At 60.8% G+C, this 23737-nt stretch carries 21 protein-coding genes; 3 read left to right on the forward strand and 18 right to left on the reverse strand.

What is annotated here, in order from left to right:
• Positions 1 to 231: 231 nt before the first annotated feature.
• The 3 genes from groL to DW925_RS00845 all read right to left on the reverse strand — a co-directional run bounded on the left by groL (position 232) and on the right by DW925_RS00845 (position 4809).
• Positions 232 to 1869, reverse strand: a complete 1638-nt coding sequence (gene groL / locus DW925_RS00835; RefSeq protein WP_022094352.1) for a chaperonin GroEL — start codon at positions 1867 to 1869, stop codon at positions 232 to 234.
• Positions 1870 to 1968: 99 nt separating this feature from the next.
• Positions 1969 to 2262, reverse strand: a complete 294-nt coding sequence (groES, locus tag DW925_RS00840) for a co-chaperone GroES (RefSeq protein WP_022094351.1) — start codon at positions 2260 to 2262, stop codon at positions 1969 to 1971.
• A 909-nt stretch (positions 2263 to 3171) separates the two neighbouring features.
• Positions 3172 to 4809, reverse strand: a complete 1638-nt coding sequence (locus tag DW925_RS00845; protein ID WP_233540200.1) for an amidohydrolase — start codon at positions 4807 to 4809, stop codon at positions 3172 to 3174.
• Positions 4810 to 4977: 168 nt separating this feature from the next.
• Here DW925_RS00845 and DW925_RS00850 point away from each other — a divergent pair, with 168 nt between their 5' ends.
• Positions 4978 to 6441 carry a M20 family metallopeptidase gene (locus DW925_RS00850; protein WP_117790152.1) on the forward strand — a complete coding sequence of 488 codons (1464 nt, stop codon included), beginning with the start codon at positions 4978 to 4980 and terminating at the stop codon, positions 6439 to 6441.
• A gap of 106 nt (positions 6442 to 6547) precedes the next feature.
• Here the strand turns inward: DW925_RS00850 and DW925_RS00855 are convergent, their stop codons facing one another.
• From DW925_RS00855 to DW925_RS00915, 13 genes are all read right to left on the reverse strand, one after another.
• Positions 6548 to 7045 (reverse strand): DUF2752 domain-containing protein, encoded by a 498-nt coding sequence (locus DW925_RS00855; RefSeq protein ID WP_199577013.1) that lies wholly within the window; start codon positions 7043 to 7045, stop codon positions 6548 to 6550.
• Positions 7038 to 7703, reverse strand: coding sequence for a DUF4234 domain-containing protein (locus tag DW925_RS00860; RefSeq protein WP_117778594.1), 666 nt, complete (start codon positions 7701 to 7703; stop codon positions 7038 to 7040). The genes DW925_RS00855 and DW925_RS00860 overlap by 8 nt, the downstream gene beginning before the upstream one ends.
• A gap of 195 nt (positions 7704 to 7898) precedes the next feature.
• A complete protein-coding gene (locus DW925_RS00865; protein WP_158565716.1) occupies positions 7899 to 9239 on the reverse strand; it encodes a zinc-ribbon domain-containing protein in 1341 nt (446 codons plus the stop codon).
• 150 nt (positions 9240 to 9389) lie between these two features.
• On the reverse strand, positions 9390 to 10412 hold the full coding sequence (locus DW925_RS00870) for a YitT family protein (RefSeq protein WP_117584120.1): 1023 nt from the start codon (positions 10410 to 10412) through the stop codon (positions 9390 to 9392).
• A 206-nt stretch (positions 10413 to 10618) separates the two neighbouring features.
• Positions 10619 to 11140 (reverse strand): Asp23/Gls24 family envelope stress response protein, encoded by a 522-nt coding sequence (locus DW925_RS00875; protein WP_117790155.1) that lies wholly within the window; start codon positions 11138 to 11140, stop codon positions 10619 to 10621.
• Positions 11141 to 11184: 44 nt separating this feature from the next.
• Positions 11185 to 11562: a DUF2273 domain-containing protein gene (locus DW925_RS00880; RefSeq protein WP_233502694.1), complete on the reverse strand. Its 378-nt coding sequence runs from the start codon at positions 11560 to 11562 to the stop codon at positions 11185 to 11187.
• On the reverse strand, positions 11555 to 12100 hold the full coding sequence (locus tag DW925_RS00885) for a hypothetical protein (protein ID WP_147347856.1): 546 nt from the start codon (positions 12098 to 12100) through the stop codon (positions 11555 to 11557). The genes DW925_RS00880 and DW925_RS00885 overlap by 8 nt, the downstream gene beginning before the upstream one ends.
• 165 nt (positions 12101 to 12265) lie before the next feature.
• On the reverse strand, positions 12266 to 13072 hold the full coding sequence (locus DW925_RS00890; protein ID WP_055251993.1) for a YebC/PmpR family DNA-binding transcriptional regulator: 807 nt from the start codon (positions 13070 to 13072) through the stop codon (positions 12266 to 12268).
• A gap of 165 nt (positions 13073 to 13237) precedes the next feature.
• Positions 13238 to 15421, reverse strand: coding sequence for a DUF6020 family protein (locus tag DW925_RS00895; RefSeq protein WP_233540201.1), 2184 nt, complete (start codon positions 15419 to 15421; stop codon positions 13238 to 13240).
• Between the two features lie 75 nt (positions 15422 to 15496).
• A complete protein-coding gene (lgt, locus tag DW925_RS00900) occupies positions 15497 to 16318 on the reverse strand; it encodes a prolipoprotein diacylglyceryl transferase (RefSeq protein ID WP_117790157.1) in 822 nt (273 codons plus the stop codon).
• A gap of 108 nt (positions 16319 to 16426) precedes the next feature.
• Positions 16427 to 16705 carry a NifU family protein gene (locus DW925_RS00905; RefSeq protein WP_035137589.1) on the reverse strand — a complete coding sequence of 93 codons (279 nt, stop codon included), beginning with the start codon at positions 16703 to 16705 and terminating at the stop codon, positions 16427 to 16429.
• A gap of 170 nt (positions 16706 to 16875) precedes the next feature.
• Entirely contained in the window at positions 16876 to 17400 is a 525-nt protein-coding gene (locus DW925_RS00910) for a dCMP deaminase family protein (RefSeq protein ID WP_117790158.1), read from the reverse strand.
• A gap of 82 nt (positions 17401 to 17482) precedes the next feature.
• Positions 17483 to 18334 carry a type III pantothenate kinase gene (locus DW925_RS00915; protein ID WP_117790159.1) on the reverse strand — a complete coding sequence of 284 codons (852 nt, stop codon included), beginning with the start codon at positions 18332 to 18334 and terminating at the stop codon, positions 17483 to 17485.
• Between the two features lie 192 nt (positions 18335 to 18526).
• On the opposite strand from DW925_RS00915, the gene DW925_RS00920 reads away from it, so the two are divergent.
• Together DW925_RS00920 and DW925_RS00925 are read left to right on the forward strand one after the other, a co-directional pair.
• On the forward strand, positions 18527 to 20230 hold the full coding sequence (locus DW925_RS00920; protein ID WP_117790160.1) for an OPT/YSL family transporter: 1704 nt from the start codon (positions 18527 to 18529) through the stop codon (positions 20228 to 20230).
• Between the two features lie 215 nt (positions 20231 to 20445).
• Positions 20446 to 21585, forward strand: coding sequence for a DUF389 domain-containing protein (locus DW925_RS00925; protein WP_117790161.1), 1140 nt, complete (start codon positions 20446 to 20448; stop codon positions 21583 to 21585).
• Positions 21586 to 21710: 125 nt separating this feature from the next.
• Here the strand turns inward: DW925_RS00925 and DW925_RS00930 are convergent, their stop codons facing one another.
• Positions 21711 to 22160, reverse strand: coding sequence for a hypothetical protein (locus DW925_RS00930; RefSeq protein WP_117790162.1), 450 nt, complete (start codon positions 22158 to 22160; stop codon positions 21711 to 21713).
• Positions 22161 to 22430: 270 nt separating this feature from the next.
• Entirely contained in the window at positions 22431 to 23390 is a 960-nt protein-coding gene (locus DW925_RS00935) for a 3-hydroxyacyl-CoA dehydrogenase (protein ID WP_117790163.1), read from the reverse strand.
• Positions 23391 to 23737 lie beyond the last annotated feature (347 nt).

Raw genomic sequence — 23737 nt, forward strand, 5'->3', positions numbered from 1 at the left:
TACCGCTGGTCAGCAGGGCGGCGGTATGTACTAAGGCCGACAAGGTCTAGAACTCCCACCGGGAATCCGGGGGCGTGACGGGGGCTTCTCTCCGGAACATTCCGCAGGACGCAAAGAGGCTCCGCAGCGCGAAGCGCGATGCGGAGCCTCTTTGCATGTCCGAGGACGTTCCGGAGAGAAGCCCCCGTCACGCCCCCGGATTCCCGGTGGGAGTTCTAGACCTTGTCGGCCTTAGTACATACCGCCGCCCTGCTGACCAGCGGTAGCAGCAGCGATAGCGTCCTCAAGCTGAGTGTTCTTGGGCACATCGGAGACGGTAGCCTCGGTGATAAGAATCAGGCTGGCGACAGAAGCAGCGTTCTGCAGGGTGACGCGGCTGACCTTGACGGGGTCGAGGACGCCCATCTCGATCATGTCGCCCCACTCGCCGTTGGCAGAGTTGAGACCCTGGCCGGCGGGCAGCTCGGCAACCTTGTCGACCACGACGGCGCCCTCAAAGCCAGCGTTCTTGGCGATGGTGGCGACCGGAGCAGTCAGAGCCTTCTTGACGATGTCGACGCCGATCTTCTCCTCGGGGTCGTCAAGCTCAACGGCGTCGAGCGCAGGAGCAGCGTCCATGAAGGCGACGCCGCCGCCGGCGACAATGCCCTCCTCGACAGCAGCACGGGTAGCCTGCAGGGCGTCCTCGACGCGGTGCTTGATCTCCTTGAGCTCGGACTCGGTAGCAGCGCCGACCTTGATGACGGCAACGCCACCGGAGAGCTTGGCCAGGCGCTCCTGGAGCTTCTCGCGGTCGAAGTCAGAGGTGGTGTTCTCCATCTCGCCCTTGATCTGAGCGATGCGGGCGTCGATGGCCTCCTTGGAGCCAGCGCCGCCGACGACGACGGTGTTGTCCTTGGAGATAGTGACGGACTTAGCGGTACCGAGCATATCGGCGGTGATGTCAGCGACCTTCACGCCCAGCTCGTCCAGAGCAGCCTGGCCACCGGTGAGGACGGCGATGTCCTCCAGGATGCGCTTGCGGCGATCGCCGTAGCCCGGGGCCTTGACGGCGCAGACGTTGAGGGCGCCACGGATCTTGTTGAGGACGAGGGTCGGCAGAGCCTCGCCATCGATGTCCTCAGCGATGATGAGCAGGCCACGGCCAGCGCGCTGGACAGCCTCGAGAACAGGCATGATGTCCTGGACGCTGGAGATCTTCTGGTCGGTGATGAGGATGTACGGATCCTTCATCACGGCCTCCATGCGGTCGTTATCCGTGACGAAGTAAGCGGAGACGTAGCCCTTGTCGAACTGCATGCCCTCGACGGTGTCGATGGTGATGTCGAACGTCTGGGAATCCTCGACGGTGATGACGCCGTCCTTGCCCACGACCTCCATGGCCTCGGCGATCTTCTCGCCGACCTCGGGGTCACCGGCGGAGATGGTACCGACGGAAGCAATCTGCTCCTTGGTCTCGACCGGCTTGGCCTGCTTCTTCATCTCGGCGACGGCGGCGTTGACGGCCTTGTCGATGCCGCGACGGATGGCCAGCGGGTTGGCGCCAGCGGCGACGTTGCGCAGACCGTCGTTGACGATGGCTTGAGCGAGCAGGGTTGCGGTGGTGGTGCCGTCACCCACGGTGTCGTTGGTCTTGGTGGCGACCTCCTTCACCAGCTGGGCACCCATGTTCTCGATGTTGTCCTCGAGCTCAATCTCCTTGGCAACGGAAACGCCGTCGTTGGTGATGGTCGGGGCACCGAACGTGCGCTGCAGGGCGACGTAGCGGCCCTTGGGGCCCATGGTGACGGTAACGGCGTCGGCCAGGGTGTTGACGCCCTTGGCGAGCTTAGCGCGGGCATCGGTGTTGAACGTAATGTTCTTTGCCATGGTAGGTAATCCTCCAAAAGAAATAAGACTCGCGCCGCCGCACCGAGTCATTTGCGGCGGGCGCGTTCAAAAGACGAATCGGGTGATTCCGGCCGAGGCTTAGGCCTCGACAACAGCGTAGATGTCGTCGGCGCGCATCAGCAGATACTTCTCGCCGTCGACCTTGACCTCGTTGCCACCGAACTTACCGTAGATGACAACGTCACCGACCTTGACGTCCATGGGGATGCGCTCACCCTTGTCGTTGACCTTGCCGGCGCCAACGGCAACGATGGTGCCACGCTGCGGCTTCTCCTGAGCGTTGCTGGCGATATACAGACCAGAAGCGGTCTTCTGCTCGGCCTCGTCGGGCTTGACCAGAACACGATCTGCAAGCGGCTTCAAAGACGACATGCTTGTTTCCTCCTTTGTGGGCCGCGCGGTCATGCCGCGCGGGTTAACCCATTTTGTTTGCGTACGCGTTGAATGGTACCCACGAATGGCGGGTTATACAACACAGAGTCAAAAAATCTTATTTTTTGGCACTTAGATTTTCTGAATGCCGGGGGATAACTTAGCGGTGGCTCCCGGGGCGGACCGGAGGGCATGAAGTTTGCTGCTCTACAGTCCTGCGCAAGACGGAAAGCACATTAAGTGCTTTCCTTTGCGTGCGGAACTCGCGACAAACTTCATGCCCTCCGGTCCGCCCCGGGAGGCAGGTTAACTAATTCGGGCCCGGTATTCAGAAAAGTCAGTGCAGCAAAATGGCGATGCGGATAGCGACATGTGCATGGTTTTCGCTGCGCGCACGGGTCCCCTGGGGAGCACCGTGCATTTTTGGGAGTATTCAGCAGACCAGGACGGCTGCATACGTGCCGGACACACCATATTGATCCCAAGGACGCCTTCGGCCAGCGATTTTGGTCGGCAGGCAAACCCCGTCAAGACAGAAAGGCATGCCTCGCGCCGCACCGGAGCCCAAAATGACGTCAATCTCTGCAACGTTACTCAGCCGCAGCGGCACAGGCAGAGCTCGCGGTGCTGAATACTCCGTTTTTGCACGGCGCGGGCGGGGGTACATCAGGATCCGGAAGAACATCCCAGCCTTTTTATGCAATTCGTAATGGAAAGCATGCAAAACACCTAGAGATAGCATTGCTGCTGTCCAAATTGGGCGCGCGGGGCAGCGGCGCCTCCGCCCCGCGCGCCCAAATCAAGCAGGGTGGGGACGCTCCTAACGAACCCCCATTGGCAAACAAACGCGGCTCGAGCGCCATCCCAAAATAGGCTGCACGAGCCGCGTTTAACGGTACGACATGAATATTAGCGCTCGTAAATCAAGTTGCCTGCCAAGTGGGTAGCCTGGACTTTGGTGGCTTGGAGCTCTTGGGGGTCGATGGTGAGTGGGTTTTGGTCCAGGACTACCAGGTCGGCGTATTTGCCGGGTTCCAGGCTGCCGAGGTTTTGCTCGTCGCCTGCCGCGTAGGCGCTGCCAAGCGTGTAGTTGCGCAGGGCCGTTGCCGCGTCGATACGCTCGCTCGGCAGCCAGCCGCCCTCGGGCCAGTGGCTGCGGGGATCTTGGCGCGTGATAGCCGTGTAGAGCACGTTCATGCTGGTAACGGCCGTGATAGGGCTGTCGGTACCGAAAGCTTGACGGATACCGCGCTGCTGATAAGTTGCGAACGGCCACATGATGCGGCTGCGTTCCAGGCCCAGGTCGCGCTCCGGGCCACCCGGGTCGAGCGTGATGTGGCAAGGCTGGCTCGAGGCAATGACGTTGAGCTTGCGCAGACGATCGATGTCCTCGGGCAGCAGATTCTCCAAATGCTCAAGCGTATTATGGCCGTGCGGGGGCAAACCGTAGAGCACTGCCGCCTCCTCAAAGATATCGAGTGCGGCATGGATGGCGCCGTCGCCGATAACGTGGATGCGCACGGTGTGGCCGCGCTCGGCTGCCGCCAGGACCAGCTTGCGCATGCGCTCGACGGGAACCGTCAGACGGCCCTGGTCGCCCGGGAAGCGCGGGTTGGTATAGGGATCGGTGAGGTATGCGGTGTGCTCGCTCGACACGCCATCGAAGAACTGCTTAAAGCCCGGCGCCGAGAGCAACGCATTGTTTGCGTAGCGGGTCTGAAGTTCTTCCAAGCGCGATTGGTCATCCAACAGCGTGGGGAACAGGTGGGCGCGAATGCCCAGCTTGCCAATCGCCTGAAGCTTGTCGTAGACGTCGTCGCGGATAAAGTCACAGCCCGGCATGGGCATGAGCGACATGTCGCAAATCGAGGTAATGCCCTGCTCGGCCATGCGTTTCATTTGGTCGGCATACGCGCTCGCGATGCGATCCTCGCCCAGCCACTCAAGACAGCGCGGCAGCAGCTGCATGGCCGCAGCCTCGTGAGCGATACCCGTGAGCTCGCCATTTGCATCCTTGTCGTAGCTGCCACCCGCCGGCGGCTCGCTGTCGCGCGTCACGCCGAGTGCCTCGAGCGCGCGGCTGTTGAGCCACAGCGTGTGCCCGTCGCCCGAGTACATAACGCAGGGACGATCGGGAAATGCCGCATCGAGGGAGGCCTTGGTAGGGTGCTCGGGCGGATCCCAGCGGTAATCGCGCCAGCCCTGCGTCACGACCCAGGCGTCGTCGGGCAGGTCCTGGGAAAACTTGAGCGCGTCCTGCACCAGCGCCGCCTCGGACGTGCCCATATCCATGAGCATATACGGTGAGGAGCCAACCGAGGTATGGAAGAAATGCAGGTGCGCATCGTGGAAACCGGGGCAGACAAACTGCTCGCCGTAATCGACCACCGGCGTGGCGGCAGGTGCGGCGTCAATCACGTCATCGGGCGCACCGACTGCGACGATGCGATCGCCCGCGATGGCGATCGCCAGCTCGCGGGCGGTATCGATACCGTCTTGCGCGGTAAAAACGTTCTTGGAGCGGATAATCCGATCGATATGTTGCATGGGCATCCCCATCTCTGGCAGGAAATTCAACACCCCCGAGTGTACTCCCCCGCCCTTGCAACAAAACTCCAAGCGGCAAACGGCAACTTTACCAGCCCTAGCGGCAGGTGGCATACTGGAGAGAGCCTGTACGATTTTGCGATCAACCCAGCAAGGAGCAAATCGACCATGACGAAAACCAAGGCACAGCAGATTATGGCAGCAACCGAGGTTCGCGCGGCAAACGACGTCACCGCGGCCATCCAAGATATCGCCGCCGAGTTTGAGCCCTATATCATCAAGCAGCGCCGGCACTTCCATAAGCACCCGGAGCTGAGCCTTGCCGAGGAGCGCACGACCTCCGACATCGCCAACCAGCTCGACGCCATGAATATCCCCTACGAGCGTCCACTCAAGACGGGCCTGGTGGCGACGCTTCGCGGTACCGCGCCGGACGCCTACCGCGAGGACGGCACGCCGCGCCGCCGCATCCTGCTGCGCGCCGACATCGACGCCCTGCCCGTCACCGAGCAGACCGGCGAGGAGTTCGCCAGCGTCAACGAGGGCTGCATGCATGCCTGCGGCCACGACTGCCATATCGCCATGATGCTCGGCACGTTGCAGATTCTGCGCCACATGACCGATGACATCCACGGCGAGATTCGTATCGTATTCCAGCCCAGCGAGGAAAACGGCCAGGGCGCCAAGCTCATGATCGGCACGGGCGTACTCGATGGCGTCGACGGTGCCTATGCCGCGCACATCTGGAGCGAGGTCGATGCCGGCACCGTGAGCTGCGAACCCGGCCCGCGCATGGCCAATACCGACTGGTTCCGCATCGACGTTCGCGGCACCTCGTGCCATGGCGCCATGCCCCAGCGCGGCCACGACGCCGTTATGGTGGCGGCAGAGATTGTCAACGCCCTGCAGACCATCGTCTCGCGCGAGATTAGCCCCTACGAACCCGCCGTCATCACCGTCGGCGAACTGCACGGCGGCACCGCGCGCAACGTTATCGCCGGCACGGCGTACCTCGCCGGCACGGTGCGCACCTATGGCGACAAGACGCATGAGGAGATGCCCGAGCTTATGCGCCGCATCGTGGAGCACACCGCAGCAGCACTAGGTGCCGAGGCCGAACTCACCGACTACACCATCGCCAACTACAAGGTCGAAAACGATGCCGCCTCGAGCGAGCGCTGCCGCCAAGCTGTGCTCAAGTGCCTGGGCCCCGCAGGCGAGGGCCATTACCGCGGCACGCTTTCGGGCGAGGACTTCTCGGAGTACCTGCGCCGTGTGCCGGGCGTGCTCGCCTTTGTTGGCACGCGCAACCCCCAGATCGGCGCCACCTATGCCCAGCACTCCTGCTTCTACAAGATCGACGAGAGCGTGCTCGCCAAGGGATCCATGGTAGCCGCCCAGTATGCCATCGACTTTTTGGCCGAGCCCACACAAGAAGAGCTCGACGGCCCCACGATCGCCGCGGTTGCCGAGACCAATCCCGACCTGGCCGCCAAGCTGCGCTCTGCCAAGGCAACGGCCGCCGAGGCCCGCGACGCCATGCACGACGCCCGCACCGCCCGCCATGCTGCCATCAAGGGCATCCACGATGCGCGGGCTGCCGCTCGCCACGAGGAGAAGCGCGACGAGTAGCCGTCACGCCCACCCATAACAACCTGGCTAGAGCAAAGCGGGGGCGAACGTTATCTCAACGTTCGCCCCCGCTTATGTGTCGACCGCTTTTCTAGCGCGTCCTCCGTCACGACAGGTAAGAGCGAAGGATGGTGAGCCAGCGTGGGGTTTCGAGGTGGATGATATCGGTGGGAACTCCGGCGGGAGCGTGCCCACCAAAGAGCAGGCCCGCGTCTGCCGGGTTGATAAGACGCACGATCCATACGGCAACGACCAGCACACACAGAACAATAACCGCAATGTCGATGCCACGCTTTAGCTTGCTCGATGCCACCTCCTCGCGCACGAACGCGAGCGCAAACGCAATCGGCACCACCCAAAACAGCGGATGGTAGGCAAAGGCCGCCGAAAAATCGAGGCGCAGCGCCGCCAGCCAGGCCCTCGTCATGCCACATCCCGGACAGGGAATGCCCGTCATCAGGCGAAACACGCAGCCGATATCGAGCAGGTAAAGTGCGAGCCAGGCGACAAAGAGCGCGCCGATGCAAGAAAGGGCGCGGCGAATGAGCTCCGCCGCGCCCTTATGTCCCCGAGAGCTGTTCACGCCGCTCTTGTCGTTAGGCACGAGCGCCAAGACGGGCGTTGTAAGCCGTTGCCATGGCATTGGTGTTCTTGATGATGATGTTCATGGCAAAGATGGGGCCAAGGCCGCACAGCAGCGCGCCGACAATCTGCCACATAAGAACGGTGGTGCCGTTCTCCTGGAACATCAGGCCATAGCGAGGGGCATTAGCCTGCAGGCGGTTACCAATCTTGTAGTACCAGTAGAGTCCGTAGAAGCCGCAGGTCACGAACGACAGCAAGATGAATGCTGCCAGACCCGGCGTGGAATCGCCGTCATCCTGGCACATGACATTGATGTCGCGGGCAAGGCAATAGAGGAAGTAATACGAATAGATGCCGCAGGTCACGATGGAAAGCAGGAGCCAACCGATCACGCCACGGTCGGTCTTAATCGGAGCATAGCCCATCGGGGCAGGCGCAGGCTGCTGAGCATACTGCTGCTGGCCGGCGTACTGCTGCTGCCCGGTGTACTGCTGCTGAGGCTGGGGCTGAACTGCCTGAACCGGAGTGGGCTGAATCTGCGTGGGCTGCGGAGCAGGCTGGGGCTGAGGTGCGGGCTGCGGAGCAGGAGCAGCGGAAGCGGCACCGATGGCAGAACCGCAGACAGGGCAGAATTTGGCATCATCCGAAATGGGAGAACCACAAGTGGGACAGAACATAAGCTTCTCCTTTTCCTAAGGCGTTGCACGCCTTCAAACCTTACACGTCTATGTTCTCAACAATAGCCGCGACGTTGTTGCGCAACATTGACCAATTTCCGAGATTTTTTTCTGCAACCATTTTCCCAGGTATTTTCTTGCTTCCGCGGTAGAAAAAGGCGCCCCGGGCTCAGTTGCCCAGGGCGCCTCGACCGACTATTCGGTTTGATTGTTTTCGGCAGCAGGACTATCGCCCGGCTCATCCGCCGGCGTGGCAACGGCATTCCAATCGGGTTCCGCAGGCGTCGCCTCGGGCGCCGGTGCGGGGGCAGGGACAGGTGCAGGCTCGGGTGCCGGGGCAGGCTCGGGTGCCGGGGCAGGCTCGGGTGCAGGTGCGGGTGCCGGGGCAGGTGCAGCTCCAGTGGCGGCCGTGGGATTGAACCCCGCAGGAGCAGGCTTCTTCTCACCCGGGAGCACAAACGTCAGGACATCGTCAGTATCCTCATCGACCCACTCGCTGGCATGGCGCGCTGCCCAGTAACCAATGGCGCGATACTTGAGCATCGTGCCAAACACATTCAGGAACACGGTAACAAAGGCGACGATCATCAAGAACAGGATGAGCGTAATGCCGCCACCCTCAATGATTGCCTCAAGACCCGTGGGGCGATAGTAATAGCTATACATACCAAACGTAGCAATGGCGCCAAAGATGGCGGTGAAAATCCAGGTGATGATATTGGAAACAATGCCCGTCAAAAACTCGGGGAGAATCGATGCGCAGAACAACTTGCCCAGGTTGGCCTTATAGGACTTCCAAACCTTCTCGAGCGAAAATGCGCTTTCCACGCGGCCGGCGACTGCAAAGTGCATCACAGCGGCATCGCCAAACATCTTAAAGAAGATGCCCAGCACAAACGAGACGAACAGGGCAAAGACAAGCAGTCCCATCGAACCGATGAGGGCACCCTCAAGACCGCTCGAACCATAGAAATAATATGAACCGACAGCACCGATTACGGCGCTCTCAAGCACCGAGAACACCACACCAATCACGGGAATAATGGCCACGAACTCGAGCACGCCTGTAATGACAGACGAGAAAATGCCCAGGCCAAACGAGGTCGAGCGCAGCAGCGGGCGCTCCATACCGTTATCGTCCTTGAGCGACAGGTCGCGGCCCCACTCGATAGCAAAGCCCGCGCCGCACACGCTTGCCACGTAAGCGAGCAAAAAGCCAATGGCCGCCGCGATGCCACCGATAACGGGGATAAACAGCACCAGCACCGACACGACGCAGATCAGCGCCGGCAAAAAGGCAATCTGACATACGCGAACCAGGGCACCGGGAACCTTAATCATGTCGTTGAAGGCCTGCGCCATGCAGCCCTTGGGCACGTTCATAGCCGGCTGGGGCGCAACGAACGGCTGCGGCTGGGGCTGGCCCTGCGGGACAGAACCGGCAGCGACATGGGGGGCCTCGGTATTAGGAGCACCGCACACGCCGCAGAACTTGTCGTTATCGCCCATGGGGGCGCCACACTGCGAACAGAACATCGAGATCATCCCTTCGTATCTTGAGCGAATCATCTGGATCGCAAACGATGTCTTTGGCATCATTATCACCCAATGTGGGGACAAATACTCCAACATGACGCATTTGCAATGCGCAGGGCGCTATTCGATTGTTTGATGAGCTCGACCGCGTTAGTTCGTTCCGCGGAAACCCTTGCCGACGATCTCGGAGCTGTCGACAATCGTGATAAAGGCACCCGGATCGACTTCGCGCGCATAGCGGCGCAGTTGCACGGCCTCGCGACGGCTTAGCACGCTCATGATCACCGTCACGCACTTGCCCGAGAAAGCACCGTAGCCGCGGCTGATAGTCGCCGTACGGTTGAGATGCTTGACGATAAACTCCTCGACCTTAAGGGGCTCGGAGCAAATGACCGTGCAGACTTTACGCAGGTGGATGCTCTCGATGGCTTTGTCGACCACAAGCGTCTTGGCAAACAGGCCGAGCACGCAATACAGACCGACGCGCGGGCCGTACAAGAAGGCCGCGATGGTCACGATGCCGATATCGACCAGCAGCAGCGCACGGCCGATCTCAAGCGTCGTGCGGCGTTTGAGAATCATGGCGAGGATGTCCGTGCCGCCCGTCGAGGCGCCAATATCAAAGACGATGGCGCTGCCGAGCGCCGGCAGAATCACGGCAAAGCACAGGTCGAGCCACATATCGCCCGTCATCGAGACATCGGTCGGAATAAAGAGCTCAAACAGCGAAACATAGGCGGACAGCGCAAACGAGGCGAAGACGCTCCACAGGATTGCCTTGCGCTCCAAAAAGATAAAGCCCAGAACGACCAGGACCGCATTGATAATCCACATAAAAACGCCGACGGGCAGGGTCGGGAACAGCGTGGACAGAATGACCGACACGCCCGAGGTGCCGCCAAAAGCAAAGTGATTAGGGGTTTTAAACGCAACGATGGCAAAGGCCGTGAGGATCAGACCCAAATTGAGCTCGGCAAAAAAGCGCGGAAAGCCCGGCTCCTGACTGCGCTTGCGACCAGCGCGCTCGCCCCGCTCGATAACATCGCGATCGACCACGCGCTCCATCGGCACTACGGGAGGACGATGCACCTCCTCGGCAGCACGCGACGCCGCCTCTGCCGCAGCGGCCTCAATCGCCCATGCCTTGCTTTCTGTTTCGTGCTCGTCGGCCATTACGGCAACCCCTCGTTAACAATTTGGAAACAATGCGCCCATTAGAGTAACGCGGAACGTGGGGATTGCAACCCTTAGTTAGACGAGCGGTATGACTATATCGGGAGCGTACAAAAACGGCCGGCCACGCTTTTGCTTGCGCGGTCGGCCGTTTAATGTTTTCGCAGATAAAACCTGCCAAAACAAACCTGTCCCTTTTTGGAAGGTTATTCGTGCTGGCTGGTGCGGTGCTCGTACTCCTCGGGGGTGATGACATCCTCGATGCGCAGGTTGACGCCCGCCACCTCAAGGCCAGTCATCGCGGCAAGGCGCTCGGTGACACGTGCCTTAACATCGTCGAAGATCGCGGGCGCATAGGCGCCGTACTCGATGATGACGGAGATGTTGACGACCACGCGATTATCGTCGGTGACCTCGACCGTCACGCCCTTGGTCAGATTCTCGGCACCAAACTGCTCCTGCACAAAGTGCATGAGGTTACCCTTCATGCCCAGAACGTGCGGAACCTCGCGGGTGGCCATGGCAACGATCTTCTCGATCACGCCGTTGGAATAGGTCAGCGAGTCCTCGGACTCGTCCGCCTCCTCGTCGTCCTCGTCCGCCTCGTCTTTGGACTCGGCCTCGACGAGCGTCTCGTCCTCGAGCGTTACGTCCTCCGCCTCGGCGGCGACGGCCTCGTTCGTCTCGAGCTCGGTATCGGCCACATCGACCTTCGTGTTAAAAGCCATGGTTCCTCCTTATGCCTGCCACGGATGCGACAGTCGAATACATATTAGCGGCCGCTAAACAGACGGCCGAAGAAGTTAACGATACCGTTCTCGCCGTCGCGAATCTGGCCGATCACGGCGCCGATCAGCACAAAGAATGCGATGACAAGCGTGTCCCACAGGCCCAACGTAAGTACCAGCACGGCGAGGATAAAGCCTGCCACGGCGCCGAGCGTAGTGTTGGGGTGGCGCACGGCGTAGCTCCAGATAGCGGCGCCCGTACCTTTGATGAGACCCATGGCCTCGTCAAAGTCGTTGGCGGCGCTGTCGTGCTGCTCGCCGGCCTCGGGCTTGGTGTCGGCGGACTCGCCTGCCGGCATAGCGTTCTGATCGATCGTCAGGCGCGGCGTGCGGGCGGTCTTGTCTTGGTTGGTATCACTCACCGGAAACCTCCACGGTCTGGACGGTAGTCTTGGACGGCAAAAAGCGAACGCGCGCAGTCGTGCCCGGCGTACCGAGCATGGTGTCGCAGGCCCGCTCGATACGCTGCTGCATCGCAGTGGCAAGGGAAGCAACGTCTTTATCATCGAGCGCGATGGCTTCGACCTTAAAACGAACGTGCGATTCGTCGGAACCCTGAACACGCGCCTCGATATGCTCGACCATCACGCGGTCATCGCGTTCGGCAGCAGCGCGGGCACACGAGGAGAGAGCCGCGAGCGTGACCTCGATATTGCGCTCCCCTGCCGGATGCACGCAGGACGGCTCGCGACGCGCGAACATCAAGCGGAAAAAACCGATGAGCACGCCAAGCGCCACGATGGCGGCGCACACCGTAACGACGACGCGAGGCATGGTGTCACGCAATAGCAGCATAAAGCGATACGTATACGGTCCCCAGAACTGGCAGACAAGCGTACCCAGCGCCACGATGGCGGCGGCAAGATACACGATCGCTAGGGCTCGTTTGAGTACGCGCACGCGCGCTCCCTTCAGGTTTCGGTCCACAGAATGCAAAACGATTCGCATCATTATAAAAGAGCCGGGTCCGGTGCCATACGCACGCGGATCCGGCTCATCTATTCCACGAGGCTTGCATGCTCGCTTCATTATGCCCAGATATGCACGGCTTAACCCGTGCAGGCGCTACTCCTCCTCGAGGGCAGCGATGACCTCGTCGGTCATGTCCATGGTGCTGTAGACGTCCTGGACGTCGTCGAGCTCCTCGAGACGGTCGATGAGGCGCTGAACCTTCTTGGCGTCGGTACCGGAGACCTCGGTCGGGGTGGTCGGAACCATGGTGGTCTCGGAACCCTTGACCTGGACGCCCTGCTCCTCGAGTGCCTTGGAGACAGCCATGACGTCGTTAGCAGCGGTCCAGACGATCCACTCCTCGCCGGCGTCCTCGTAGTCCTCGCCACCGGCCTCGGCGATGGCCATCATGAACTCATCCTCGTCACCGGCAGCACCGTTGGCGATCATGGTCTCCTTCTTGGCGTTCTCGTCCAGGATCTCCTTGGCGACGACGATCTGGCCCTTGCGCTCAAACTGGAAGGCGACGGAGCCGGAGGTGCCCAGGTTGCCACCAGCGTGGGAGAAGGCGGAACGGACATCGGCGGCAGTACGGTTGCGGTTGTCGGTCAGGCAGTCAACATAGACGGCAACACCGGCGGGACCATAGCCCTCGTACACGATGTTCTCGTAGACGGCGGCATCGGCACCCGAACCAAAGGCCTTGTCGATAGCGGACTTGATCTTGTCCTTGGGCATGGACTGAGCCTTGGCCTTAGCAACGGCAGCGGCGAGGCTGGCGTTGTTCTCGGGCAGCGGGTCACCGCCGAGACGGGCAGCAACGGTGATGTTGCGGCTCAGCTTGGAGAAGAGGGCGGAACGCTTGGCGTCCTGCGCGCCCTTACGATGCTTGGTTGTGGCCCACTTAGAGTGTCCGGACATACGTGTCTCCTATCGGTTTTGACCTAAAGCCCAGCGCAGATGCTCGGGCAATATAAACAAACGTCGTTATGATATACCTACTGGCCTGCGAGATAAACCCCAAAATGAAGGCGTCGTGATGATGCCATCCTTTGGTGCAAAGCAACCTGTCCCCTTTGCACCAAATTAGGACCAGAGAAGGTCGCTGCGAGTGATGGTGGCACCGATGGCAAAGGGCATGCAGGCGATAACCGGATACAGGTAGCGCATATAGGTCGAACCGTTGCAGGGACCGATCAGACACACGGCGAGCACGCCCAGCAGCGGCACCCAGATCGCCAGCGCACGCCATGAATGACGTCGCAGCAGGTAGACCACCACGGCGATCATAATCCACACATAGGTGGCCGAGCTCATGGTGAGCGAGATAAACGGAATGCGCTGCACCGCCACGCGATACAGGTTGATCAGGTGGTCGCACCAGCGCACAACCTTGCTATCGACCGGATGGAAGTCAAAGTACTTGAGGTTATCGGGCTTCGCCATAATCTCGGCACTGCGCGCCGTGCTGTAGACCCACGCATCGCGGGCACTCGGATAAAAGTAGCCGTAGTAGTTATTGATGAGCGCCGAGATGTAGCACTCGGGATCCTTTTTGAACATCTGCGCCCAGACCTCAAAATAGGCCTTGATGTCCTCCTGCGAAGCGTACTCGTTAAAGCAGTTCTTGACGGCGTCGGACTTGTCGGGGTTGTAACGGCGGCCCAGATTGTCGTACTTGAGCACACGGTCGATCACGGCACGCTCATCGTCGGTCACCAAGCCGTCGCAAGGAGCCTCCACGATAGTGCCGTCCTCCTTAACCGTAGGGTTGACACCCGAGTTGAGGCCGTCGTGCTTTTGGACGAAACGAGCCGTCTGCTGGAACGGAATCGAGAGGATTTCGCGCTTGGAACCAGGCGTAATGTCGTGCGCCGGCATAAAGACCTTGGTGAAGTACATATTAGAGGCAAGGCAGAGTGCAAGCACCGCAAGAACTCCCATCCAGCGGAAACGCGGGATGGAGCCCGAAGGCGCAGCACCAGCCTGCTTGGCTGCGCGACGAGCCACATGCGCGTCCCATGCGCAAAACGCCGCCGCGATTACGCATGCCGCCAGGGGAAACACCAGGCCGCCGTTGCGCAGAAACGTGGAACCCATGGCAACCAGAGCGAGCAGCAGCCAGTCATGGCGCGCAAAGAGCACGGGCCTCTGTTCGCCCGCACGCTCGGCATTGGCATCGCGACGGGGCAGGCCGCATGCCACGAGCTTCACGGCCTGCACCAACAGCACCAAAAACGCGTCGGCAAACAGCACATCTTTGGTAAGCAGGGCCGCGTAGTTGGAGAACATGGGCATAAACACAAAGAACAGCAAGATCACGCCGCGGACCGGCAGACTCACGCCCAGCTTGCGCAGCGACGAGATGGAATAGGCCATGCAGGCGGCCGTAATGACGAACTGAGCGCAGGTGTAGATGGCAAGACCTGCGTTGGCACTGTTGAACAGTGAAAGCCCCAGCTGGACGCACGAACCGATGATAGCCGTGTGCACCACGGGGTGATGTCCGTTGAGCAACACATTGGGATTGAGCAGACGCAGGTAGTCACTCGTGCCGTTGGGGTAGTTGAACCACTGGCGAATCTGCGCACCGGTGTCCCCCATAAAAAGGCCGGGCAGCGAAGCGATGAGCGTGGGCGCCCAGGCGACCATAAGCACCAGGAAGGGCCCGACAAAGGGATGGACCGAAAGCACGGCGTGAGCCACACGCCATACGCGGCCAAAGTGCGCTTCGGAAAACGGAATGCGCCGAGAGCTCAGCCAATCTAGACACTCAAAAGCCAGGTAGAAGGCAACGACCGCCAAGAGCATCCAGCCCGCACCGCCTATCCAGGCGCAGATGATCCGAGCCTTGTCGCCGAGTACGATCTCGGCAGAATCGGTGAGGTCGTAGCTGCGGCCAAACACCATGCAGACGGCAAAGAACAGCGACGGAAGGATCACCGAAGGACGCCAAGCATCGCCGCGGCCAAAGAATACGTAGCGAAACGGCAGAGTGAGCAGGCAGGCAAGCGCAAGCAGCATGACCGCGTCGGTATGGCCGGCAAACGAGAGGAGCACCTCGTAGCACACGTACAGCATGCCCGAGGCTTTGGGGTCAATCGCCAAGACTGCGTTGCTCGAGACCGGCGCGGGATCGATGGAAAACGCCGTGGTCGCCAACAGCGCGAGCAGAAATGCGATGAGCGTCTGCTTGGCGGGGTAGCGCTTAAACCAGACGATGCGGGCAGCGTCGCGCGCAGCCGTTGTGGAGAGGTCGGAATCCTTCACAGTCCAAAGAGCCTTTCTAGAAACCTATCAAACTCGGCAAAACCACCACAAAGGTGCCTGCCCCCTTTGTGGTGGTTAGGCGTCGAGGTAGATGCGCTGGGGGCGATTGCGGTGTCGGGCGAAGATGATGAGCACCAGGCCGGCAATCACGAGCGGCAAACTCAGCAGCTGACCCATGGTGATGACGCCGCCCAGCAGATAGCCCAGCTGCGCATCGGGCACGCGCACGAACTCAACGAGAAAGCGGACGATGCCGTACCCCATCACGAACACGCCCATAAACGTACCCTGGGGCAGCAGTGGCTTTTTGCGGCTGAGCACCTGCAGGATGCAAAAGAGCACAATGCCCTCTAGAAACGCCTCGTAGAGCTGGGAGGGATGGCGCGGCATATCGCCCGCGGTGCCGCCAAAGACCACACCCCAGGGCAGATCGGTCGGCTTACCCCACAGCTCGCCGTTGACGAAATTGGCGCAACGTCCCAGGCACAGCGCCAGCGGGGCGCCGATCACGGCAAGGTCGGCGACGGTCCAGGCGTCGAGCTTATACATGCGGCACACGATGATGCCGCCCAAGATGCCGCCCACCAGGCCACCGTGGAAGCTCATGCCGCCCTCGTTGGTGGCAAAGATCTCGAGCGGGTGGGTCCAATAGTAGCCATCGCCGTAAAAGACGACGTAAAACAGGCGCGCGCCGATGATGAGGCCAAAGACCGCGCCGACCACGACGCTCGTCAGGTCATCAATCGTAATGTCGAAGCCCCAACGACGCTGCGTGCGGTACATAACGACCGCCGTGAGCAGAGCGCCGACCACGTAGGCCAGGCCGTACCAGTAGATGGTGATGGGGCCCGCCGAGATCGCGACGGGATCAAGCATATGGTAGAGGTCGTTGAGCATATCGATCCCCTGCTCCCTACATACAAATGCGGCCGCGGGCCTTACGCTCGCAGCCGCATATTTGGACGTAACGTCTATGCGGAGCGTACCGTCCGCAGCTTTCGCATCTTAGAACGGCGCGTACTCGTCGTACAGGTCCTCGGCCTCGCCGGAAGCATTGACCTGCTCAACGCGGGTAACGCCGGGCACATGCTCCTTCAGGATGCGCTCGATACCCATGGAAAGGGTTAGCGAGCTCATGGGGCAGCCGGCGCAGGCGCCCTGCAGCTCCAGCTTGACAACGCCCTCGTCGTCGACGCCCACGTACTCCATATCGCCGCCATCGGCCTGCAGGTTGGGGCGAATCTCTTCAAGAACCTTCTTAAGCAGCTCTTCGTTAACAGCCACAGGGGCTCCTTTCTCACAATAACGCGGGCACGCCCGCGGACAGGGGCTATGTTACTACAGCCATGTACCCGCTTAGGCGCCAGCCATGCGTGCGGACACGACTTTCACGAGCAGTCAATTTGGGACGGGTCTCTTTTGGCTGTTTTGCCGCCAGCTGGCGTTGGCACGCGCTACTGCTGAGTCTGCTCCCCGGTACCAATCTGGACATCGACGATGACCTGGCGGTAGCTGATGCCGCAGGAGTCGAGAATGCGGCGGCTGATACGGCCGTCATCGGTGTCGGCATACTTATTGTCCAGGTAGACGACCTCGCCCACGCCCACCTGCGCCAGGATCTTGGCGCAGTCGTGGCACGGGAACAGCGTGACGTAGACCGTGGAACCCTCGAGGTCCTTGAGCGAGCCACGGTAGTTGAGCACGGCGTTGGCCTCGGCATGGACCACGTAGTTGTGCTTGTCCTGCAGCGGGTCATCGCTCGTACCCCACGGGAAAAAGTCGTCGTTGAGCGCCGAGGGCGTGCCGTTGTAACCCACCGAAAGGATGCGGTGGTTGGTGCTGGCGATGCATGCTCCCACCTGCGTGTTGGGGTCCTTGCTACGGCGCTGCGCGGCGATGGCCACGCTCATAAAGAACTCGTCCCAGCTAATAACGTCGCGGCGCTTGCCCGACGCGGTTTGATGAAGATCGTCCGACATGGCAGACACCTCCGAAATCGCAATAGTTTGGCCCATTGTAGCAGGTGAAAGGTAGGGGCGCTTATCCCACCAGCCCCTCGCCCTACGCGCGGCGGGGCTTTTGGTTGATGCGGTAGAGCTCGGCGAGACCCCGCAACGTCAGCGCGTCGTCTACCGTCAGGCTATGGCCGACCAGCGCCGCAAGTGCCTCGGCATCGTCGCCGGTAATGACGATGGGCACATCGCCCTCCCCCGCGGCCTTGGTCGCGCGCATCTCGGCAAGCACCATGTCGAGCATGCCGTCGATGCGGGCTACCTCGCCCAAAACCACACCCGAGCGCATGGCCTCACGCGTGTTGTGGCCGATTACATGTGTGGGCGCCGAGGGCTCAACCTGGGGTAGGCGCGCTGCTGCCGCCGAGAGCGAACGGGCGCCGAGTGCCAGCCCCGGCGCGATAACGCCGCCCACAAAGGTACCGTGCGCGTCGATGACCTCGATATTGGTCGTCGTGCCCAGGTCAATCACGATGCACGGCGACCCGTAGACGGCGCGGGCCGCCACGGCATCGGCGATGCGGTCGGGGCCGATCTCGGCCGGATCGTCGTAGTGCACGGGCATGCCGGTCTTAAGTCCCGGCCCCACGGTGAGCACGCGCCCCGTGCAGGTGCGGGAAAGTGCCGCCTTCCACGGGCGCTCGAGCGCCGGGACCACGCAGCTCAGCACAGCAGCCGCGGGCACAAGCGCACCCGGCATGCCCGCATCGGCCGCCAGTGCGGCCATGACCTGCACGAGACGCATGCGCGCCTCGTCTGCTGTGATGCTCGACGGCGTGGTGATCTCGCACGTCGCAAGCGGACATTCCTGCGCCGCGGCCGAATCCTCTGCAAACAGGCCAAAGCGAATGAACGTGTTGCCCACGTCGACCGTCAATATATATGCGTACCCATTAAGCATCGTCGGCGCTCCTTTCGTCTGTCCAGCAGTATATCGCCTACCTAAACCAGTCATCCCAAAATGACTAGCTTGCGGCTATACTGGTGCGCGGTCGTTTGCGAGCTCACGCGGCGGCCCTTGGTAACCCGACTTCCCGCGCCGTATCCGTAACGGCGCTCCCGGGGGAAGCGGATATACGCAAAGGAGTTTTATATGAGCAATCCCTCGAACCGCACCTCGATGCGCGGTCAACTTACGCTGCGCGGCGTCGTCATCGGCGTCCTTGGCTGCGTGATCATCACGGCAAGCTCGGCCTACACCGCCCTCAAGATGGGCGCACTCCCCTGGCCGATCGTCTTCGCTGCCGTCATCTCGCTGTTCTTCCTTAAGCTCATGGGCAACGCCAGCCTCAACGAGGCAAACGTCACCCACACCATCATGTCAGCAGGCGCCATGGTCGCCGGCGGTCTGGCGTTTACCATCCCGGGCGCCTGGATGCTGGGCTATGCCGACCAGATCAGCTGGCTCGACATGTTCATCGTGGCACTCGCCGGCACCATCCTGGGTCTGCTGGCCACGGCACTCATCCACCGTCACTTTATCGTGGACGCCGCGCTGGAGTTCCCCACCGGCAACGCCGCAGCTCAGACCCTGCGCGCCACCGAGGCCGGCGGCAAGACCGGCAAGCAGCTCTTTGGCTCCATGGCCATCGCCGGCATCTACAGCGTGCTTCGAGACGCCCTGGGCGTGGTGCCCAGCATGCTGTGCACGCTCAATATCCCCGGCGTTACCTTTGCCATCTACAACTCGCCCATGTTGCTCTCCGTCGGCTTCCTCGTGGGCTTCGCCCCGGTCGCATTCTGGTTTGCCGGCGCGCTACTGGGCAATTTTGGCATCATTGTCGGCGGCACCGCTACCGGTCTGTTTGACGTTATGACCGCACAAGGCATTGTTAAGTCCCTGGGTATGGGCCTTATGATGGGCTTTGGCGTCGCCGTCGTCCTCAAGGACATCCTGCCGCAGGTCGCCGGTATCGTCCGCGGCCTTGCCGCCGACAGCTCCACCGACACCGACGAGCAGTCGCTCATCTCGGGCTCCCTTAAGCTCGACGCCGGTATCATCGGCCTGGGCGCTGCCGCCATCGCCGTGATCATCGCCATTGTGCTCGACCTTGGCCCCGTTCCTGCCGTCATCGTCACGCTGTTCACCTTTGTCACCACCATCATGAGCGCGCAGAGCTGCGGTCAGACGGGCATCGACCCCATGGAGATCTTTGGCCTCATCGTCATGCTCATCGTTGCCGCCTTCGCGCAGCTCGCTCAGGTCAAGCTGTTCTTTATCGCCGGCATCGTGGCCGTAGCGTGCGGCCTTGCGGGCGACGTCATGAACGACTTTAAGGCCGGCGCCGTGCTGGGCACCAACCCGCGCGCACAGTGGATCGGCCAGGCCATCGGCGGCATCGTGGGCGCCCTGGTCGCTGCCGCCGTCATGGTCGCGCTCGTCACCGCCTATGGTCCGGACGCCTTTGGTCCCGACAAGAGTTTCGTTGCCGCACAGGCAAGCGTCGTCGCCACCATGGTCTCGGGCATCCCGAGTGTGCCGTGGTTCGCAGGCGGCTTTATCGCCGGTATCGTCATGTACTGGCTCGGCATTCCAGCCATGATGATCGGCCTGGGCGTGTACCTGCCGTTCTATATGTCGCTCACGGCCTTCTTGGGCTCCTGTGTCAAGCTCGCTTACGACAAGTGGTCCGCCCACCGCGACGCCACCGCTGGTCTTTCGGACGAGGAGAAGGCTGCCAAGGACGCCGCCTTCCAGGAACAGGGCCTGGTCGTCGCCAGCGGCCTGCTCGGCGGCGAGTCCATCGTCGGCGTTATTCTGGCGTTTGTCTCTGTTGGTCTGAGCCTGCTGGGGTAGGCCGAACAACAACGCACCAGCGCAGAGCGCGGAGTCGGAATCAAACCGGCCCCGCGCTTTTTTGTCTATTTGACTCTTATGATCCTCACGGCGTTTTAGCCATGTCGATTGGCCTGACTTCCAGGTCAACAAACCTTGTCTGACACCTCGCCTAACGCGGTGTAGAGTAAAGACGACAGACGCAAGAAGCGGCTCAGAAGCTAAACGAGGTAAGCATGGAACTCGACAAACAACAGATCAAGCGGCTGCGCGAGCGTCATCATCGTCGTCACGGTATACGCCCTGCACACAGCGAGGCCATGGAGAATGCCACCCGTTTCCTTAAGCAGGCGTTCAACATTCGCGAGGGACGCGCGCCCTATCACGTGATTCGCAAGCGCTTTGTAAACGGGGCGCGCCTGACTGGCTCGCACTTATGCATCCTGATCATTGCCATGTTGATCGCGAGCATCGGCCTCGATATCGACTCGGATATCGCCATTGTAGGTGCCATGCTCATCTGCCCGCTCATGGGCTCGGTCCTTGCCATGGCATACGGCATTGCCACGCTCGACCGCGAGATTGCCGTCGAGGCAATTGCCGGCCTCGCGCTGCAGATGGTCTTTTGTCTAATCACGTCCACGCTGTACTTTAAGCTCTCGCCCCTTGGCACCACCACGGCCGCCATCATCGACAACTCGACACCGACTGTGTGGGACCTTGCCGTCGCGCTCGCGGGCGGCTTTGCGGGCGGACTGGGCAACTCGCGCGACCAGGAACCCGCCACGCTCATCGCCGGCGTGGCCGTGGCGACCGCGCTCATGCCGCCCCTGTGCGCGGCGGGCTATGGCATCGCCATCGCGAGCGGGTCGCTGTTTCTCTCGGCCCTCTACGAGTTTGGCATCAACGTGGTCTTTATCGCACTGGCTGCCGAAGCCGTGCTGCTTCTTTTGCGCGTGCCGCTCAAGCGCGACCTCAACGGCGACGGCATTGTGACCGCCGAGGAAAACGCCGAGGTCGATGAGCTGTCACACAAGGTGCGCCGCCGCATCATCGTGGGCACGGTGATCTTTGCCATCCCCTGCATCGTTATGGCCGCGGGATCCATTGGCTCGGCGCAGGCCGGCGTGCAGGACGGCTATGGCGTCACCGAAACCACGCGCGAGCTTGCCGCGGTGCTGCCGGGCTTTAAGGATTACACCGTTGCCGTCGAGACCTCGGCCACCGAAGACGAGGAGGAGGGCCTTGTCGAGCGCGAGGTTGTCGCCCATGTGACGACAAGCGAGGCGCTTGGGGCACACGACCGCCGTGTAGCCCGCAAGCTCATCGACCTCAATGTGCCCGAGCTCGATCGCGTGGAGTTTGATGTGCAGTAATACGCGACGTGGGATGGATGCGCGCAGCCGCGAGTCACGACTTGGCGCAGACGTGACGCGGGCCACGAGCAAAGAGCGGGGCGCGGTCCATGGCCGCGCCCCGCTCGCTGATTTATTGCCGTGAATCAGCTGTCCGTATCGACATCGCCAGACTCCACTGTAAACGCCGGACCGGTACTCACCAGATAAAAACGGGTCACCCTGGTATCTCTAAATAGGTAGAGCAAGCCCTGATCGCGTCGGCGCGAAATATACGCCACGTGGACCGTACCGAATTCTTCGCCGTTTTCCTTCTTTAATATCAGGATGTTGGGGTCATCCGTACGCTTAAACTGCCCGTCTGTGCAGATTCCGTCTTGGTCGACCAGCTGCCATCGACAGTTGTCCTCCTCAAGAAAAGCCAGGGTTTCCCGACTTGTTTCGTCATCCCGATAGTAACCGTCAATGGCAAAGCCTTCGGAAACGCATTCCTGCATATAGGCTGTTTCTCGACTTATAGCGAACTGCCCTATAGCGCCCAGAAGCACTGCCAGGCAAACCACTGCAACGGTTATCGAGACAAAACGGCGGCTCATGTCAGCCAGCCCGATACTTGTTTAACGGAGCACGAAACATACTTGGTACCTCCGATATCATGGCGAATGTCACCTACGGCCTGTCGGCAATCATATGTTTCCAACATCAAACCATATGGCAACCACTCGCGAGAGGAGTATCGGCGAACGGTGCATTTTTGCGTTCTATTGGGCAAACGTCAACGCGCGCTACAGCTCTTGCTCGACCTATTCAGATCTTGTCGCATACTACCGTAGATCCTCAACGCTTCCGCCCCCAAGAGATCATTTTTAGTACTTGAAGAAGCCCTCGCCCGAGCTTTCGCCCAGCTTACCTTCGTCGAGCATTTTCTTGAGGACGGATGCCATAGCCTTAAAGTTGTAGGGCATCATCATCTTCTTGAGCAGCGGGCTCACCAGGCCCGGGACCTTCTGATACTGCATGACGATGTTGTAGGCCGTCTGGATACCCACCGTGTCGAATACGCGGAACGGGCCCTTGGGGGCGCCGGTGCCCCGCGTCCATGCAAGGTCGATGCTCTTGGGGTCACTCACACCCGAAACATACAGGTCAAGGCCCGAAAGCAGCCACGGCACCAACATGGAATTGAGCAGGTAGCCGTTCTTTTCCTTGTTGACGGGCAGGGCAAGCATACGGATATCGTTGGCAAAGTCGACGAGCTCGTCGAAGTAGCGCTTGTCGGTTTGGTCCTGTGCCATGACCTCGGTCATGTTGTTCTTCCAGATGGAGTTGGCAAAGTGCAGCGACAGGTACTTCTCGGGACGGCCGGTGTACTTGGCAAAGGTGCTCGGCAGCAGCGTGGATGAGTTGGTCACGATGACGGTCTTTTGCGGCAGAACCGGGGCGAGCTTCTTGTAGAAGTCGATTTTTGCCTGAGTGTCCTCGGCCATAGACTCGATGACCAGGTCGGCGTCGGCCACGGCCTTGGCAAGATCGAGCTCCAGCTTGAGTGTGGAGTAGGCACGCTCGACGGCGGCGAGCGCCGCTTCCTTGTCGAAGGGCTGGGTGCCATCGGCGATACCGGCGCACCACTCGCCCGTGCCGTCCGCCATGCCCTCGATTGCCGCGATGTACTCCTTGCGCACGTGATCGATCTTGGGCTGGGTGCGGCCGATGCTGCCCTCGCTGCGCAGCCAAATCGTTACATCAAAGCCGCAGTAGGCAGCCTGAAAGGCAATCTGGCTTCCCAACACGCCGCCGCCGGCAACACAAACGGTCTTGTAGCTCATGGAACGGCCCTCTCTTACGTAATTCCATAGATGTGTATTTATTCAACCGTAAGGATGACGCGCGCTGGGGGTGGGTTCTATAAACGGGCGGTATTTCGCGGCAAACGGCTACATATGTTCATTATCTCAGGGGTTCCGAGGGCAGTTTTTGGTGCCACCGAGACGTCGTTTTCGGAAGTATGCGGCAAATTCCGAAACTCTTGAGCACGTCCTGATTTTCGCCAATAAAACCGCAGGTACAGAGCTTTGTCATATCCGGTGTGCTCGGCCTATTCAGATTTTGCCGCATACTTCCGAAATCTAAGTTCGCAAAGGGTGATAGTTGGGGCGTTTACGCAACATATGTC

The sequence above is a fragment of the Collinsella sp. AM43-1 genome, assembly GCF_003467925.1.
Lineage (GTDB): Bacteria > Actinomycetota > Coriobacteriia > Coriobacteriales > Coriobacteriaceae > Collinsella.

Bases quoted from the DNA above. Each gene is read 5' to 3' on its own strand.
- DW925_RS00860 (WP_117778594.1), bottom strand. From the start codon at position 7,703: ATGTTCTGTCCCACTTGTGGTTCTCCCATTTCGGATGATGCCAAATTC.
- DW925_RS00930 (WP_117790162.1), bottom strand. From the start codon at position 22,160: ATGAGCCGCCGTTTTGTCTCGATAACCGTTGCAGTGGTTTGCCTGGCA.
- DW925_RS00865 (WP_158565716.1), bottom strand. From the start codon at position 9,239: ATGTTCTGTTCGCAGTGTGGCGCCCCCATGGGCGATAACGACAAGTTC.
- lgt (WP_117790157.1), bottom strand. From the start codon at position 16,318: ATGCTCAACGACCTCTACCATATGCTTGATCCCGTCGCGATCTCGGCG.
- DW925_RS00910 (WP_117790158.1), bottom strand. From the start codon at position 17,400: ATGTCGGACGATCTTCATCAAACCGCGTCGGGCAAGCGCCGCGACGTT.
- DW925_RS00870 (WP_117584120.1), bottom strand. From the start codon at position 10,412: ATGGCCGACGAGCACGAAACAGAAAGCAAGGCATGGGCGATTGAGGCC.
- groL (WP_022094352.1), bottom strand. From the start codon at position 1,869: ATGGCAAAGAACATTACGTTCAACACCGATGCCCGCGCTAAGCTCGCC.
- DW925_RS00920 (WP_117790160.1), top strand. From the start codon at position 18,527: ATGAGCAATCCCTCGAACCGCACCTCGATGCGCGGTCAACTTACGCTG.
- DW925_RS00935 (WP_117790163.1), bottom strand. From the start codon at position 23,390: ATGAGCTACAAGACCGTTTGTGTTGCCGGCGGCGGCGTGTTGGGAAGC.
- DW925_RS00915 (WP_117790159.1), bottom strand. From the start codon at position 18,334: ATGCTTAATGGGTACGCATATATATTGACGGTCGACGTGGGCAACACG.
- groES (WP_022094351.1), bottom strand. From the start codon at position 2,262: ATGTCGTCTTTGAAGCCGCTTGCAGATCGTGTTCTGGTCAAGCCCGAC.
- DW925_RS00845 (WP_233540200.1), bottom strand. From the start codon at position 4,809: ATGCAACATATCGATCGGATTATCCGCTCCAAGAACGTTTTTACCGCG.
- DW925_RS00890 (WP_055251993.1), bottom strand. From the start codon at position 13,072: ATGTCCGGACACTCTAAGTGGGCCACAACCAAGCATCGTAAGGGCGCG.
- DW925_RS00925 (WP_117790161.1), top strand. From the start codon at position 20,446: ATGGAACTCGACAAACAACAGATCAAGCGGCTGCGCGAGCGTCATCAT.
- DW925_RS00875 (WP_117790155.1), bottom strand. From the start codon at position 11,140: ATGGCTTTTAACACGAAGGTCGATGTGGCCGATACCGAGCTCGAGACG.
- DW925_RS00850 (WP_117790152.1), top strand. From the start codon at position 4,978: ATGACGAAAACCAAGGCACAGCAGATTATGGCAGCAACCGAGGTTCGC.